This is a genomic window from Prosthecodimorpha staleyi (assembly GCF_018729455.1).
Lineage (GTDB): Bacteria > Pseudomonadota > Alphaproteobacteria > Rhizobiales > Ancalomicrobiaceae > Prosthecodimorpha > Prosthecodimorpha staleyi.
On sequence record NZ_JAHHZF010000007.1, the window covers coordinates 99,651 to 114,505 of the forward strand.

12 protein-coding genes and 1 tRNA gene are annotated in these 14,855 nt (G+C 69.2%); 3 read left to right on the forward strand and 10 right to left on the reverse strand.

The genetic code is table 11. The annotated features are described in order from the left end of the window. Positions 1-31: 31 nt before the first annotated feature. From cas2 to KL771_RS15085, 9 genes are all read right to left on the reverse strand, one after another. Positions 32-340, reverse strand: coding sequence for a CRISPR-associated endonuclease Cas2 (gene cas2, locus KL771_RS15045; RefSeq protein ID WP_261969372.1), 309 nt, complete (start codon positions 338-340; stop codon positions 32-34). 15 nt (positions 341-355) lie between these two features. Next, complete coding sequence (gene cas1, locus KL771_RS15050) at positions 356-937, reverse strand: CRISPR-associated endonuclease Cas1 (RefSeq protein ID WP_261969373.1); 582 nt, start codon at positions 935-937, stop codon at positions 356-358. Between the two features lie 63 nt (positions 938-1,000). Next, positions 1,001-2,038, reverse strand: coding sequence for a type I-G CRISPR-associated protein, Cas3-extension family (locus KL771_RS15055; protein ID WP_261969374.1), 1,038 nt, complete (start codon positions 2,036-2,038; stop codon positions 1,001-1,003). Next, the gene (cas3g, locus tag KL771_RS15060) at positions 2,035-5,256 is read right to left on the reverse strand and encodes a type I-G CRISPR-associated helicase/endonuclease Cas3g (RefSeq protein ID WP_261969375.1); all 3,222 of its coding nucleotides are present in this window, start codon (positions 5,254-5,256) and stop codon (positions 2,035-2,037) included. The genes KL771_RS15055 and cas3g overlap by 4 nt, the downstream gene beginning before the upstream one ends. Continuing rightward, the gene (gene csb2 / locus KL771_RS15065) at positions 5,253-6,821 is read right to left on the reverse strand and encodes a type I-G CRISPR-associated protein Csb2 (RefSeq protein WP_261969376.1); all 1,569 of its coding nucleotides are present in this window, start codon (positions 6,819-6,821) and stop codon (positions 5,253-5,255) included. The genes cas3g and csb2 overlap by 4 nt, the downstream gene beginning before the upstream one ends. Beyond that, positions 6,818-8,035, reverse strand: coding sequence for a type I-G CRISPR-associated RAMP protein Csb1/Cas7g (cas7g, locus tag KL771_RS15070; protein ID WP_261969377.1), 1,218 nt, complete (start codon positions 8,033-8,035; stop codon positions 6,818-6,820). Before cas7g ends, csb2 begins: the two co-directional genes overlap by 4 nt. A gap of 744 nt (positions 8,036-8,779) precedes the next feature. Beyond that, positions 8,780-8,855 (reverse strand) — tRNA-Ala (locus tag KL771_RS15075). 238 nt (positions 8,856-9,093) lie between these two features. Further along, positions 9,094-9,915, reverse strand: coding sequence for an ABC transporter permease (locus tag KL771_RS15080; protein WP_261969378.1), 822 nt, complete (start codon positions 9,913-9,915; stop codon positions 9,094-9,096). A gap of 53 nt (positions 9,916-9,968) precedes the next feature. Further along, complete coding sequence (locus tag KL771_RS15085; RefSeq protein WP_261969379.1) at positions 9,969-10,775, reverse strand: hypothetical protein; 807 nt, start codon at positions 10,773-10,775, stop codon at positions 9,969-9,971. Positions 10,776-11,023: 248 nt separating this feature from the next. On the opposite strand from KL771_RS15085, the gene KL771_RS15090 reads away from it, so the two are divergent. Next, positions 11,024-11,674, forward strand: a complete 651-nt coding sequence (locus KL771_RS15090; RefSeq protein WP_261969380.1) for a septation protein A — start codon at positions 11,024-11,026, stop codon at positions 11,672-11,674. 40 nt (positions 11,675-11,714) lie between these two features. On the opposite strand, the gene KL771_RS15095 is transcribed toward KL771_RS15090, so the two are convergent. Then, positions 11,715-12,359, reverse strand: a complete 645-nt coding sequence (locus tag KL771_RS15095) for a 2-hydroxychromene-2-carboxylate isomerase (protein ID WP_261969381.1) — start codon at positions 12,357-12,359, stop codon at positions 11,715-11,717. Positions 12,360-12,664: 305 nt separating this feature from the next. Here KL771_RS15095 and KL771_RS15100 point away from each other — a divergent pair, with 305 nt between their 5' ends. Both KL771_RS15100 and KL771_RS15105 read left to right on the forward strand, forming a co-directional pair. Further along, positions 12,665-13,501, forward strand: a complete 837-nt coding sequence (locus KL771_RS15100) for a phosphatase PAP2 family protein (protein ID WP_261969382.1) — start codon at positions 12,665-12,667, stop codon at positions 13,499-13,501. Between the two features lie 58 nt (positions 13,502-13,559). Further along, positions 13,560-14,786: an argininosuccinate synthase gene (locus KL771_RS15105; protein WP_261969383.1), complete on the forward strand. Its 1,227-nt coding sequence runs from the start codon at positions 13,560-13,562 to the stop codon at positions 14,784-14,786. Positions 14,787-14,855 lie beyond the last annotated feature (69 nt).

A 14,855-nucleotide genomic window follows, 5' to 3' on the forward strand; every position in this document is an offset into this window, starting at 1 on the left:
GCGGGGGCACCGAAAGCGGCCGCGATGCGGGTCAGATGACGATCGCCTCGCGTTCTATGGGCTCGAACGTCTTGCCGAGGCTCTCGACGGCAAGGTCGACGTCCTCCGCCGGACCGAGGTCGAGGATGACCACGTGGTCGGTCTCGCGGTCGATCAGGGCTTCGAGCGCGGCCGCCATCGCGGCGCGTCGCCCTCCGTCGAGACGGCAATGGAACACCGAGAGCTGAAGCCATCGGCCATAGCCCTTCATGGTCTTGAACACGCGCCGCCAGCGCTTCGGGTCGGAAATGTCGTAGGCGACCACATAGGCGTGTTCGGCATTGGAGCGGCGCGGCGCCATCGGCCTCTCCCCAACTCAGCGCGGCACATAGTGCGGATATCGCGGAATCTCGCCCGCGACGAACTTGGCGAAGAGCCGGGCCTGGACCTGGATCAGCCGGCGCATCGCGATCTGATAGCCGAAGACCGGATGGGTCGTCTCCTGGTCGAGCCGGCGCTCGTAGGCCTGAACCAGGGCACGCCGGGCCTTCGGCTTCAGATTGCAGCCGCCGGCGGCGAAGACGAAGTCATCGGGTCCGAGTTCGCCGTTGTTCAGCGCCATCAGAACGGCACTGTCGGCGAGCAGCGGCCGGAACGGTTCGATCAGATCGAGCACCAGCGCCGGGCGGCCGGGCCGCTCGACATGATAGACGCCTTTCCAGGGATCGAGGCCGGCGATCGATAGGGCCGACGCGAAAGTGCGCGTCAGCAGCGCATAGGCGAGCGACAGGCAGGCGTTGACCGGATCCGCGGGCGGACGGCGGTTGCGGCGATCAAAGGCGAAGGCGGGCAGAACCGCGACGGCTGCCGTGAAGAGCTGCGGCAGCGCCCTGAAGTAGAGGGCGGCGGCCTCGCCCTCGTGGCCGAGGAGTGCCGCGGCGCTCTCTGCGCGTGGCACCCGGTCCGCTATCAGGGCATCACGACTGCGCGGCGGCACACCATCCGATCGATCCGCCGGCCGTCACGCCTCCCCGACGACCCGGGCCCGTGTGAAGTTCATGAACTTGCCGACCGAGATTCGGCGCGCGACGCGGACGTGGTCGATGCCGAGCGGGACCAGGGCGCCGGGCTCGCGCAGGTCCGGGTGTCCGAGCAGGCCGCGGATGGCCGCGAGCGTCGCCGGGTCGCGCCAGATCGGCCAGGCGAAGGAGAAGCCTTCGGCCGACTGCGCACCGCCGAGAACGGTCGGGCGGATGCGCTCGCCGCGCTGTTCGGGGGAGAGCGTCAGAGCCGGCAGGCCGACGGCGGCGAGGCGGTTGGCGCCGTGCTGGGTGCCGGCCTTGTAGGCCGCGTCGGTCGGATCGCCGGCGAGCAGGGCATAGCGGACATCCTCGGCCGGATCCCAGCGGAACGCGAAGGTCGGGTCGCTCCGGTGCCAGGGGGCGAACAGCGCTTCGGCGAGGCAGTCGGCAGGCGACAGGTTCACGGCCGCCTTGCCGCGCCCGCGCGGCGGCGGCGCGGCGGTCGCCGGCACCGACGCGAGTCGATCCAGGAAATGCTGGTGTCCTTGACCGAAGAGCAGACACAGCGGCGTCGGGTCGATTGCGGCCTCCGCGGGGTTCTTATCCTCCTTGACGGCCGCGTCGCTCATCAGGGCCGCGAGGAGATCGCCCCACGTCCGGCCCCCCGGGCCGGCTTCGGCCGCCTGCCTGAGCAGGGCGCGCGCTCGGCTGCGCGGGTAGTTGAGATCGCGCACTTCGCCGAACGCGTGTGCCGCGGCCAGTGCAGCGACCCCGCGCGCCGCACTCTCGGCGATCTCGCCTTGCGTGACCGGCCGCGCCAGGTGCAGCACCGGGCGAAGCGGCGGCGCGTCGAGGTCCCAGGCGGCGCGCGGCCTGAGCGGCGCCGGGGCGGTCCGGTCGTCGGCCTCGAGGGCACGCAGGAGACCCAGCAGAGCCATGAAGGCCAGGAGATTGTCCGGTTCCAGCCCGTCGAGCCGATGGCTGCGGGCAGCCGGCTCCTGAACGGCGCTCGGCGGGTGGGCGGCGGTACGGCTCACGGGCTCCTCCCCCCGGCTTCGGCGAGGATCGGCGACGGATGCGGCCCAGATTGCCGCTCGTCGCGGTACGCGGCCCATTCGGACGCCCGATGGTCGGCGAGCCGCAGGACGGCCTCGAACCGGGCGAGCTCCCAGGCGCCATAGCGGGCCCTCAACATGTCGAACAACTGGGCCCAGTCGCGACCGTCGCGATCGTAGGCGAGCGATTGCGGACCCGGCGCCTTCGGCAGCGCCGCCTCGCCGCTCGGCAGAACGAGGCGTCGGTCCTCCCGGTCGAGCGGATCTTGGTGCGGATAGAACGGGCGGCCGCGGCCGTGATGGGTGCCGATGAGCCACAGCACCAGATCGGCGTCGGCGACGTCGGCAAAGGCCGGATCGCCGGGTGCCAGCCGCACCGAAAGCGCCTCGTGGCGCCAGTTCGGCGGAAGGGCATCCGGCGGTCGGCGTGCGGGCAGCCGTCCGCTGCGCGGCAACGGCCGGGCCGACTTGGCGAGAAGGTCCTCCGCGCTGCCGAACAGGGCCGCAAAGCGGGCATCGGTCCGGCGGAGCTGCGCCTGAAAGCGCGGATCGGCCTTGCCGAGGTCGTGCATCAGTCCGGCGGCGCAAAGATCGATCACGCGGTTCGCCCCAAGCCCGGCGGCCCGGGCGAAGGTTTCGGCGAACTGGGCGACATCCGCGCTGTGCCTGGCGAGCGCAAGGTCCCGCGGCGCGATGGAGCCGGCGACATCGTCTTCGGTCGTATTCGCCGCAACCGCTTCGAGCCCGGTGCCGGCAGCTCCGACGATGCCTCGGGTCGCGACGAGAACGACGCCGCGCGGGCGTTCGTCATCGTCCTTGCCATAGAGATCGAGATGAACATCGACGGCCCGCCAGCCGCCGCGAGCGCCGGACCGGAGGCGGCTGAGACGCTCCGCGAGCCTGTCGGGCAGCCCGTCCAGGGCGAGAAGCCGCTCGACCAACCCGGCTTTGTCGCGCTCGTCCGCCTCCGCCAGGACGCCGGCGAGTTCCGCCTCGCGCCCGGCCCGAAGCCGAACGGCCTCGATCTCCCGGTTGCGCCGCTCCGGCGCCGTCTCGCCGTCGGATGCGTCGTCCGGCGCGATCAACCCCGGCGCGATCCGCACCGCGAAACGGCGGCCGTCATAGGGTGCCGCCGCCGCATCGGCGATGTCGGTCGCCGGGGTCGGCGACGTCGGGTTCCAGCCGAAGAGATCGACGCCCCCGAAATCGGCCGGTGCGATCAGGGTCATGCCGGCCCGCAGGTCGTCCGGTCCAACCCATGCGGAGCGATCGTCGTCGCCGGCCCATCGGAATATCCGCCGCCCGGCGCCTCGCCGTCTTGGCGTTTCATCGATCGCCGGCTGCGGGATATCGGCGAGCGGATCGCTTCCGCCTGCGCGGCCCTCAAGCCAGGCTCGCACGACCGCAATCGGCAGTTCGATCGCCTCGGCCGAACGCGGCGGCACGGCGAGGAGACGCCGACGAACCTCGTCGGCGGCGTCCCGGTCCGCGAGGTCGGCGCGCCAGATCAGCGTCACCGCGGCGGGCTGCAGATCCGGCCCATGCAGATAGAGGCCGATATCGGGACTCGCCGCCGGCACCGGCCAGGTCTGGGTCAGGAGGTCGAGATGCGCGGGCATCAGCACGGGTGCGTCGGCGCGCGGCGCGGACAATCCCGGCGGCGGCGCCGTGGCGGCGTCGGTCGTGAGCGCCCCGAATGCCTCGATGCCGAAATCGACCGTCGGCGGCTCCCCCTTGGCCCCCGGCGTCGCAATCCGGGCCAGCCAGCTCCAGGTCTCCCGGATCGCCGTGCCGTAGACGATGTCCGTGCCGCGCGAAGCGACGTCGGCCTTCGAGGCCACGATCGCGGCCGACGGAACGATTGGTCGTCCCGCCCGGTTCAGGCGGCCGAAGCGCTGGCGCAGGGCGTCGAGCGGCGCCGCCTCGGTGACAAGGCCGTCGAGATCGAGGTCGACACCGGCTTCGATGCACTGGGTCGCGACGACGAAGAGCGGTCGCGTGAGGGCGTCGCGAGAGGCGTCGGTCCGGATCGGATCGAGTGCCGCGGCCAGTCCGTCGCGGTCAACCGGGCGGGCCGGACCGATCAGCAGGAGCCTGTCCGCCGAGGGCTCGCCCGAAGCCGGGTCTGCGCTGACCGCCGTGCCGAGGCTCTCGAACACCTGGCGCGCGCGCCGGACCCGGTTGACGACGATGCCGATCGCCGGGCAGCGGATGCCGGTGGCCTGGAGCCGATCGCGGGCCTGCAACGCCTCCGCGACCAGGATCACGACCAGCGTCGCAGCCTCCGTCTCGTCGACGGGCGCATCGGCGTCCTCCGCCTCCTCGGCCGCGTCCGAGAGGGTGGTCCTGGCCTTGGGAGGCGCAACCAGACGCACCAATTTCGGCGCCTGCAGGCGCGCCCGCAGCACCGGGTCGGCGCGATCGTCGTCGTCGAGCCTGAAGACATCGTCGTCGGTATCGCCCGGTGTGGCGGTCAGTACGGACACGCCCCAGGGGCCGCAAACTTCCGCCTCGCGCCAGTCTTGGCCGCGATACCGTTCGACCCACCGCAGTGTCTGCCTGAACGGCTCCGCCAGATGCGCCTCGTCGAGCAGGATTCGGCAGTCCGATCCGATCAGGCCGGCATGGATCGGCTTCGAGGCGTCGCTGACGCCATAGCCGCGGAACAGGAGGCGGGAACCGATCTGGTCGACCGTCGTGCAGATGATGGTCGGTTGAACCGGGGTTCGCGCCCAATCGTCCTCGCGCGGCACCCCGCCACGCAGCCGCGCCGCGATCAGAGGCAGCGGTTCGAACGCGGCCCGCGCCGCTTCCGGGATCGCCGAGACGGCGAGCGCACGCAGTCGCGCGGAAACACGGCCCAGCACGGTGTCGCCATGGGCGGTCCGGAGGGTTTCGGCGATCCGCCGGGCGCGCCCGAACGCATCGTCGACCACAAGGCGCCGGTCGACGACGAAAGCGATCCGGACCGGCACCCGCCGCGCCGTTCCCCGATCCGCCTCCAACGCCAACTGGAAGACCGCGATGTCCAGCGTCGCCGTCTTGCCCGATCCGGTCGGAAGATCCAGAAGGCGCGGCCATGCCCCGGTCTCGCTCGCGGCAACGGCGGCCGCGAGCCGGGTCTGCCAAGGAAACGGTCGAACGCCGTGAAGCCCTTCGAAGAAGGTCGGAAAGTCGTCGGGGTCGAGCGCCGGGATCATCGCTCCACCCCAGGCTCAAGATCAGGATAGGCCCGGCACAGGCCGAGGCCGACATGCCGTCCGGCGCCGAGAATGACAGGCCCCTCGATCGGCTCGGCAAAGCGAAGCACCGCATGGGTGAGCGGGCGGCTCGCAAGGCTGGGCGGCAAGCGCCACCGCGTCCACACGGGAGCGCCCCCCGAAGGCCAAGCCGACGGCGCGCCGACGACAGCCGAATGCTTCTCCGGCACCACGGCAGGACGCGGCCCCCATCGCGTTTCGATCATCTCCGGCTCCGGCAGGCCGATATTGCGGCATGCGGCGACGATCCCCTGGACGATCTCGTCGTGCTTCGCCGCACCGGTCGCCTTCAGGTGTCGGTCGAGCACGATCGGCGTGACGGTGGCGAACACACGTGCGGGCGCCGTGTAGGACAAGGGATCGAGCGTGCGCAGCGTCGGCTGCAAGGTTGGCGCGAGCGCAATCTCGAACGGCACGTGCCCGTCCTTCGCCGTCCTCCAGATCCGCATGACCGGTCGCGATCCGCCCGATCCTTCTTCGCCTCGACGAACGAGCGCCCGCATCGCCGCCCCGAAGTCGGCATCGTCCAGCAGCCCGCTACCGCGCGGCGGCACGATGGCGAAGCCGAGAACGCGCCCGTCCGCATGCCGGACGCCCGTGAAGGCGAGCGGCACAACCGCCATATGGGGCATCCGTGTTGGCGAGCGGTCCGGCTCGTGGCCGCTGACCAGCGCCGGGACACGATCGCCGAGACCGATCGCCTTGTAGCCGCTGATGACCGCATCGCGGATCGCCTTGGCGACGACGGCGGCAGCCCGCAGGTCCGGCATCACGCCGACCCGCGGCCGCCCGGCATCGCTTGGTCGCCCGTCGACCCTGCTGTCGTCGGCTTCGACCACCTCGAGGAGGAGCCACTGCGAGGCAAACACGCTGTGAGACCGTTCGGTCGCGGGAGGCAAGGTCGCGGTTGCCCGGTCACCCGGGCGCGGTCGACGTCCGGACGCAAAGCCATCTCGAAGCTCTTGCAGCCGTCCCGGATAGACGCGCCGCCGCGCCGGCAAAAGCGCATGCGGAGCGCTATCGGTTCCGTCGAGAAGGAAGCGGCAGCGCGTCAGGCTGGCGGAGTGACCGACATAGGCGGTATCGGCGGCGAGCCGGATCAGGGCCTCCAGCGTCGCCGGGTCGACAACGGCATCGCACCAGCGATAGCGCACCGTCGGGTCGTCCGGCCGGAAGGCGGGAAAGCGACGGGGCTGTCGCCGACGAAACTGCGGCATCACGGACCGGTCGCCGGAGCGTCCGGTGCCCGGGTCATTGGGCGGCACGAAATGGATCGGCACGCGCCGCGGTAAACCCGAACTTGCTTCGATCAGCGGCGGATCGAGCCGCTCCAGCCATTCGAGCGCGGCGCGTTCGTCGTCGCGGCTGCCGCGGGCCGCCCAGGACGCGACCAGCGCCGAAAAGATGCGATCGGGCTGCGGCGGCCAGTCGGGCGCGTCGGTATCGGGTCCCAGCGCCGCAAAGGCGGTGCCGGTCAGATGCTCGACCTCGAGGACGAGGGTCATGCGCCCGTCCCCTCGGCCTCCCCGCCTTCGCCCTGAAGCGCCAGGTCCTGGCTTCTCCTCACAATCGCCACCAGCTTGTCCTGCGGCAGGAGGTCGACCGGCTTCGGTGCAAGCTGGAACCCTGCCGCCCGAGCTCCTGCGGCCGCCTCGGCATAGAGCCGACGCGCATTGTTGACGTCGATTTCAATGGCTCGCGTGGAGCCATCCGGATGCACGCATTCGAGACCGCTCGGGCCGTCGCAGACGAGGTCGCAACGCGAGCGAAGCGCATAGCCGCGCGCATCCTGTTCCGCGATCGCGAGAAGCCCGAGCGCGGCCAGCAAGGTACGGCCGGCGGCGTCCTTCGCCGGCGATCCGAACCTGAGCCGGCGCAGGGCTGCGAAGCTCAAAACGACGGTATGCTCCAGGTGATCACAGGTGATGCCGAGTGGGTCGACGGTGGGTGCTATGTTGCCATGGTTGATCTCGGAAGGACGGACCTTCGTGGCCTTCTTGCCCACGCCCGCAGCGTCGACATCCCAGCCCTTCTCGCCCTTATAAACCTCGACCTTCCGCAACACGCCGAGCGGATCCATCCGACTGCCGGTCCGACGCCCGGCAGTCCGCACATCGATCTCGCCGGTGCGCGCGTTCGGCACCTCGTCGACCGGCACGTCGACGGCAACGATTTCCGAGACCAGGCAGCGCGCGAATTTGGCGCCGATCCCGCCGCCCTCTCCGGTGGAGTGCCAAGCCCCGAACAGCAGCGCATTGGGCGAAATTTCGAGGATCGAGGCCGGATCGCCCCTGGCCAGCAGCCTGCCGGTGGCGCATTCCATGAAGGGCGTGCCGTCGAGAAGACTGTCGCGCAGGATCGCGTCATAGACCCGATGGGGAGCGTCGAGCGACGTGACGAACTCGATCCCCTCGATGCCACGATTGCGGAAATCCACACGGACGTAGGGGATTTCGGCAATCCCATCCTTGGCGGCGCTGAGGAGAGCCTCTTCGAGCCGATTTGCCTGCGACTGCACGCTGTCGACCAACACGCACCAGACTTCACCTTCGGGCCGTCGACGCCGTTCGTAGACGTGACGCGGCGCCGGGTTGCGCCCCTCGCCCGGATAGGTCGGCGGGAAGATCTTGTCCCCCTGCCCCCCGACCGGCTGCAACCGCCGCCGCCGCCGCAAGGCAGCGTCTCGCGAGACCATGTCGGCGAGTTCGGCCGCTTGCATGTCAATGTCCCCAGCCCCTCAACCAAAGAGAGCATGGGCTTGGCCGTGATGAGGTGTCAAGCACCATAGGTGCATCTGTTCATCCAACCGCCCTCCGGTTGGACTTCTCACAGAACCGTCCGGCGAAGGCACGACGGTCGGGAAAAACGAGATGATCGGAGCCGCCGGCGGCTCCGGGCAGTTGATGGCCGGGTTCCGGCGGGAACCGAGAAGGTGTTGAGCGTCTGCAGGATCAGGATCTTGAACATGAACACCGGAGCGCGGCCGGGCGGCGGCGGCCCCTGCGGGGTCGTTGCATTGTGGGCCGCGCGGAACGTCTGCCAAGTCCGCCCGTCCGGTCACTGAGAACCGCCCGATCGCGGCAAGGAGCGTCATCGGCGCGACGGACCGCATAACCGGCTCGCACTCGATGTCGATCCAGTCCGGGTTCTGGTCGAGACAGACCGACCGGCTCAGGGCCGGCGCGATATCGGCCGCCCGACATCAACCGCGGCGCCGGCGATGTGGGACGGGGCCGGCTGCACCCAAGCCTTCCTGAACAGAGAGGGGATCGCCATGCCGCTGCAGGAGGCAGACGGGAGGAATCGAACAGGCCGACGGTCACGCCTGGCGCCGGTGCCGCGCTGAGACTCCAAAAGCAGGCGCCGAGATGCCGCCCACGTCAACGCTATCGGCGCCGAAGTTTGGGCCACCGCAAATGGCGACAGAAGTCAGCCTGATTTTTCAGATGCTTGTCTGGAGAATTGGTGGAGCCGAGGGGAATCGAACCCCTGACCTCTGCAGTGCGATTGCAGCGCTCTCCCATCTGAGCTACGGCCCCGTCTGGCCTGCGAACAGGCCCCCGGCTGGGATGGGCGCCATTTAGGGTGTGGGGCGGGGGGCTGTCAAGCGATTGTCCGGCGTGGAATGCGAGGCGGTGGCGGAGGGCGCTGGCCGACGCGGGAGGCCGGTCCTGGTTCCGGGGCCGGAGGCACCGAGATGGCCCCGGGCGATGTCGATCCCGCCGCCGGGATCGCGTCGCGAGCCCCGGTTCCGGGGCCGGACTGCGGCATGCCGGCTCAAGATTCGGTGGTCATGCGGGCGCGGGCGAAGCGTTCGAGCGACAGGGCGATGACCGCCATGCCGAGCATCGTCCCGTAGAAATACGAGAGATCCATCGTCTTGCTTTCGTAGAAATTGTAAAACCCGGATCGCGCCAGTTCGATCGGGTGCATCAGCGGGTTCCAGGCGATGATCTCGCGCATCGTCGGCGGCATGTAGTCGACCACGAACATCTTGCCGGAGAAGATAAACTGGGCACGCCGGAGGACGCTGTAGAAGCGGTCCCACCAGGGCAGATAGACTTCCAGCGAGGCATTCAGCACGCCAATCACGAAGCCGTAGACGCCGGCCATGAAGATCGCCTCGTAGACGCGCAGGATGTCTTCCGGCCACAGTACCTGTTCGGGATATATCGTCTTCATGAAGAAGTTGTGGCTGAACAGAAAGATATGATAGATGATGATCATATTGGTCACGATCATCACGAATTGCGCGAGGTAGATGTCGAAGGGAGTGATGATCGGGAAGTTGAGCACCATCTTGTTTTTCGACATGGCGCCCGAAATGGCGGCTTCGGTCTTGTTGAAAGCGTAGAAGACGACGACGCCCTGGAGGAAGAACAGCGCCATGCTGTTGCCAAGCGGCGGGATCGGGTGGAATTCGTAGCGGATCAGCGACAGGCCGATGATCAGCGCCAGGGGCTCGATAAAGGTCGAGGCATAGCCGAGACGGCCCTCGCTCGACCGATGCACTTCGCGGCTGAGCAGGGCGGCCACGTTGCGGAACCGCATCGCGAGCGGCGATCCGTAGGGACTGCGGGTGCTCTTCGGTCGTGCCATGTCGTGCCGTTCCTGCCCTGCTCTCCGCCCGGGCCGCCCCGCCGGGCGGGCGGTCAGGCGGCGTCCGAGGTCCGGAGCGCGCGATTGAAATCCACGTAGCCGACGACCGCGTGAATAAGTTCGTGTTCGGGTCCGTCTTCGCCGAACGGCGCCAGCGTCCAGGTCCAGCACGCATCCGGAACCGGCAGGCGATGGCCGCCGATCAGTTCGGCCGTCTCCAGCACCCGGCCGGCCCGATCGACCGTCCGCTGCTCGGTATCGGTCAGGAGGCAGACCCGGCCGCGGAAGCCGGCGAGCCCGGCGAGATGGCCGGCCACCAGGACCGGGGCGATCCCATCCATGTCGGGCGCGTCAGCTGGCGGTAATGTAGCGATCGTGTGCGCTGCGGCAAGGTCTTCGTAGGCGAGCGGGATTTGGCTGAGGAGATTGGCCGAGACGATCAGGTCGACTTCCGGGTCGGCGGCGAATTCGGCAAGCGGATCGCCCGACGGACGGCCGTCGGGCGCGAGGCCGGACAGATCGCGCGTGACCAGAACCACGTTGCGATGCCGTGCCAGGCGCAAACGGACGATGCTCAGATGGACGACATCGACCAGAAGGACAGTTTCGAAGGCGGCGGCGAGCCTCGCCACGGGCACGTCGCGGGCAAGCCCGGAGCCGAGCACCACCACCTTGCGGCGCCGCGGCAGATCGGCCATGGCGCGCTCGACCACCGACCAGCATTGCCGATAATGGGGCGCCCAGGCGGCCGCGCAGCGACCGGCCCGCGACCAGAGATCGACGGCGGCCTTCAGATGGCCGAGCCGGCGATGGGCGGCCCGGCAGGGCGTGGTCAGGTAAACCAGGACTTCGGCAAGCACGGCGGCTCCGGCTCGGCTTCGACGGGCGATTCGGTCGATCCGGGGCCAGTGTAGCGCCCCAGGCGACGGCGGTCCCGCGGCGGCGCTTTGCCGTAGGCGCCCCCGGAACCGGAGCCGCTTTCCTGTCCGGTCCGCAAAACGCGGCCGGCGGCGACAGGGGGTTTTCTGCGGCAAAAGCACCGGCGGGGCTGGTTGCCCAGAGCCTGACCGCCTACGTAGGATGCTCGAAGTCAACCGGACAGGAAGCCATGACGACGACGCCCTCCGCCGATCCGTCCCCCGCCACCGGTCCGGCGACCGCCCCGCCGGCCCGCACGGGCACAGCCCGCGGCAAGGCGACGCTGCCGACCGGCGTCAAGCTGGCCATCGATTTCGGGCCGCTGCTGGTCTTCTTCCTGGCCTACCGCTTCTCGGACATCTTCATCGCCACCACCGCCTGCATGGTCGCCACGGCGGTGGCGGTGGCGGTCGCCTATGCGCTGACCCGGCACCTGCCGGTGATGCTGTTGGTCACCGGCGCCGTCGTGATGATCTTCGGCGGGCTGACGATCTATCTGCACGACGACACCTTCTTCAAGATGAAGCCGACCATCATCTACGGCCTGTTTGGCATCGCGCTCGCCGTCGGGCTGGTGTTCGGGAAGTATCTCCTCTCGCATGTCTTCGAGTTCGCAATTCGGCTCGATGCGGAGGGGTGGCGCAAGCTGACGGTACGCTGGTGCCTCTTCTTTTTCGCGATGGCGATCCTGAACGAACTGGTCTGGCGCAACGTGCCGCAGGCGCGCTGGGTCGACTTCAAATTCTTCGGGCTGCCGACGCTGACCTTCCTGTTCGCCATGGCGCAGATGCCGCTGATGCAGCGCCACACCGTCGAGGACGAGGGCGACACTCCGGCCTGACGGGCGCAGCATTAGCGGCCGGACAGGTCCGGGGCGCAGTTCAGCGGCGTGCGGAGGCGCCGTCATGTGTGCCGGCCGCCCAGGCGAGCGCCTCGTCGAGCCGGTCGTTGCCCCAGAACAGTTCGCCGTCGGCGGTGACGAAGCTCGGCGCGCCGAAGATGCCGTGGCGCTGGGCATCCTCGGTGACGATCTTCAGCCGGTTCTTGATCGCCTCGTCGGCGCGGGCGCGGGCGACCAGCTGCTGGCCGGCCAGTCCCAGCCCGTCGAGCAGGGGCACCAGCGTCTCGGCCTTGGAGACATCCCGCCCCTCGCCGAACTCGGCCGTGTAGACGGCGCGCGAAAAGGGCGCGACCCAGCCCTCCTGCGCGCCGATCAAGGCCAGACGCGCGGCCAGCAGGGTATTCTGCGGGAAGGGATCCGGGCGCCGGAACGGCAGCCCCGCCGCCGCGGCCGAGCGCTCCATGTCGCGCCACATGTAGCGGCCCTTGGCGGGATAGAGATTGAAGGGCGAGGTGGTCCAGCCCTGGCCGGCGAAGATCGGCCCGAGCAGGAAGGGGCGCCAGGTGATCGCGACCCCGGCCTCGGCGGCGGCGGCCTCGATCCGCATGGCGCTGAGATAGGAATAGGTCGAGGCGAATTCGTACCAGAATTCGACCGAGGACACGGGCTTCGGCGTGGCGACCATGCGCGACACTCTCCAGCACAACGGCGGTTTACGCCCGGGTCCGTCGGGATCCCGGCGGCGACGCGTCCGGGATCCCGACGGACACGAATCGTTTCCATGCCCCCGCTTCGAACTGTAGAGCCAGACGTGACCGCAAGGGAACATTTCCTGGGGATTCATCCCCGGTGCGACGGCCGCCGACCCGGCCGAACGGCCGCCCCGCCCGGATCAATCGGCGATGCGCCGATCGGTTCCGCATTGCGCGCCCGATCCGAATGCGGTCCGGTGCGTTCATCGAGCCGCGACCCGATCGGGGGAGGATGCGCATGACCGACGAACCCGCCGCCGCGAGTGGTCCCGGCCCGGCCGACCGCCGGGCCCGCCGCAGGCTTGCCGACCGGCCGGTGCTGGCCTGTCTGGCCGCCACGCTGGCGGTCTCGCTCCTGTTCCTGGCCGTGCCGCAGCTCGATCGCACCGTCACAGCCCTCTTCTATGGCCCGGACGGCTTCGCAGCGGCGAGCAATCCCGGGCTGGTCGGGCTGCGGCTGGCCGGGCGGATCGTGACCCGGATCGCCATCATCGGCCTCGTCGTCCTGCTGCTCGCCAAGGTGCTGGTGCCGGACCGGGTCGCGCGGGTGCCGCTCAGGGCGCTCCTGTTCCTGGCCGCCAGCCTCGCCGTCGGGCCGGGGCTCGCCGTCAACCTGACCCTGAAACAATATTGGCACCGGCCCCGGCCGGCCGAGACCGACCTCTATGGCGGCGATTTTCCCTTCGGCCTGCCCTGGATGCCGACCGGCGGCTGCGTCGCGGACTGCTCGTTTCCGTCCGCGGAAGCCTCCGCGGCGATCTGGTGGGTGGCGGTCGCGCTGGTCGTGCCGGCGCGCTGGCGACGCGCCGCGACGGTCGCCGCCCTGCTGTGGGCGGCTGTGATCTCGCTCAACCGGATCGCCTTCGGCGGCCACTATCTGTCCGACGTGCTGATCGCCTGGTGCCTGACGCTGACGCTGGTCTTCGTGCTGCGCGACCTGATCCTGATCCGCCTGCCCGAGCCGGCCGTCGCGTGCCTGGAGGCCGGGTTGGCGCGGCTCGGCGGCCGCCGCGGCGGGCCACCGGGCGGCGAAACCGGGCCAGGGCGCGCGGATCGGGAACCACCCTTGCCTTGACAGGCGCGCCCGGGCCTGTAAGGCCGTTGCGATCCTAGTCTTAGACCGCGAGAGATCCATGTCAGCCGGTAGCGTCAAGAAGGTCGTGCTCGCCTATTCGGGCGGCCTCGACACGTCGATCATCCTCAAGTGGCTGCAGGTCACCTATGGCTGCGAGGTCGTGACCTTCACGGCCGATCTCGGCCAGGGCGAGGAGCTGGAGCCGGCGCGCAAGAAGGCCGAGATGCTCGGCATCAAGGAGATCTTCATCGACGACCTGCGCGAGGAATTCGTGCGGGACTTCGTCTTCCCGATGTTCCGCGCCAATGCGCAGTACGAGGGTCTCTACCTGCTCGGCACCTCGATCGCCCGGCCGCTGATCGCCAAGCGCCAGATCGAGATCGCCCGCGCGGTCGGCGCCGACGCGGTCTGCCATGGCGCGACCGGCAAGGGCAACGACCAGGTCCGCTTCGAGCTGACCTATTATGCGCTGCAGCCCGACATCACCGTGATCGCGCCCTGGCGCGAATGGGACTTCAAGAGCCGCGAGGCCTTGATCGACTTCGCCGAGAAGAACCAGATTCCGATCGCCAAGGACAAGCGCGGCGAGGCGCCCTTCTCGGTCGACGCGAACCTGCTGCACTCCTCCTCGGAGGGCAAGGTGCTCGAGGATCCGTGGATCACGCCGCCGGAATATGTCCACATGCGCACCATCTCGCCCGAGGATGCGCCCGACAAGGCAACCGAGATCGAGATCGAGTTCGAGAAGGGCGATCCGGTGGCGATCGACGGCGAGCGCCTGTCGCCGGCCGCGCTGCTGACCAAGCTCAACGAGCTCGGCAAGGCCAACGGCATCGGCCGGCTCGACCTGGTCGAGAACCGCTATGTCGGCATGAAATCGCGCGGCGTCTACGAGACCCCCGGCGGCACCATCCTCCTGCAGGCCCATCGCGGCATCGAGTCGATCACGCTCGATCGCGGCGCCGGCCACCTGAAGGACGAGCTGATGCCGCGCTATGCGGAGCTTGTCTATTACGGTTTCTGGTACAGCCCCGAGCGCGAGATGCTGCAGGCGCTGATCGACAAGAGCCAGGAGATGGTCACCGGCACCGTCCGTGTGAAGCTCTACAAGGGCAATGTCATCGTCACCGGCCGCAAGTCGCCCTACTCGCTCTACGACCAGGACCTGGTCACCTTCGAAGAAGGCAAGGTCGCCTACGACCACCGCGATGCCGCCGGCTTCATCAAGCTCAACGCCCTGCGCCTGCGGACGCTCGGCAAGCGGCGGATGAAGTTCGACAACTGAGAGTTGGCTACTGGTTTATTGACAAACAATCCGAGAGGCGGCGTTATGGCGCGCCTTTCGGAGTTTGCC

Coding starts and splice junctions, on each gene's coding strand:
- KL771_RS15090 (WP_261969380.1), top strand. CDS start 11,024: ATGACGACGACGCCCTCCGCCGATCCGTCCCCCGCCACCGGTCCGGCG.
- cas2 (WP_261969372.1), bottom strand. CDS start 340: ATGGCGCCGCGCCGCTCCAATGCCGAACACGCCTATGTGGTCGCCTAC.
- cas7g (WP_261969377.1), bottom strand. CDS start 8,035: ATGCAAGCGGCCGAACTCGCCGACATGGTCTCGCGAGACGCTGCCTTG.
- KL771_RS15095 (WP_261969381.1), bottom strand. CDS start 12,359: ATGGTCGCCACGCCGAAGCCCGTGTCCTCGGTCGAATTCTGGTACGAA.
- KL771_RS15105 (WP_261969383.1), top strand. CDS start 13,560: ATGTCAGCCGGTAGCGTCAAGAAGGTCGTGCTCGCCTATTCGGGCGGC.
- csb2 (WP_261969376.1), bottom strand. CDS start 6,821: ATGACCCTCGTCCTCGAGGTCGAGCATCTGACCGGCACCGCCTTTGCG.
- KL771_RS15100 (WP_261969382.1), top strand. CDS start 12,665: ATGACCGACGAACCCGCCGCCGCGAGTGGTCCCGGCCCGGCCGACCGC.
- KL771_RS15080 (WP_261969378.1), bottom strand. CDS start 9,915: ATGGCACGACCGAAGAGCACCCGCAGTCCCTACGGATCGCCGCTCGCG.
- cas3g (WP_261969375.1), bottom strand. CDS start 5,256: ATGATCCCGGCGCTCGACCCCGACGACTTTCCGACCTTCTTCGAAGGG.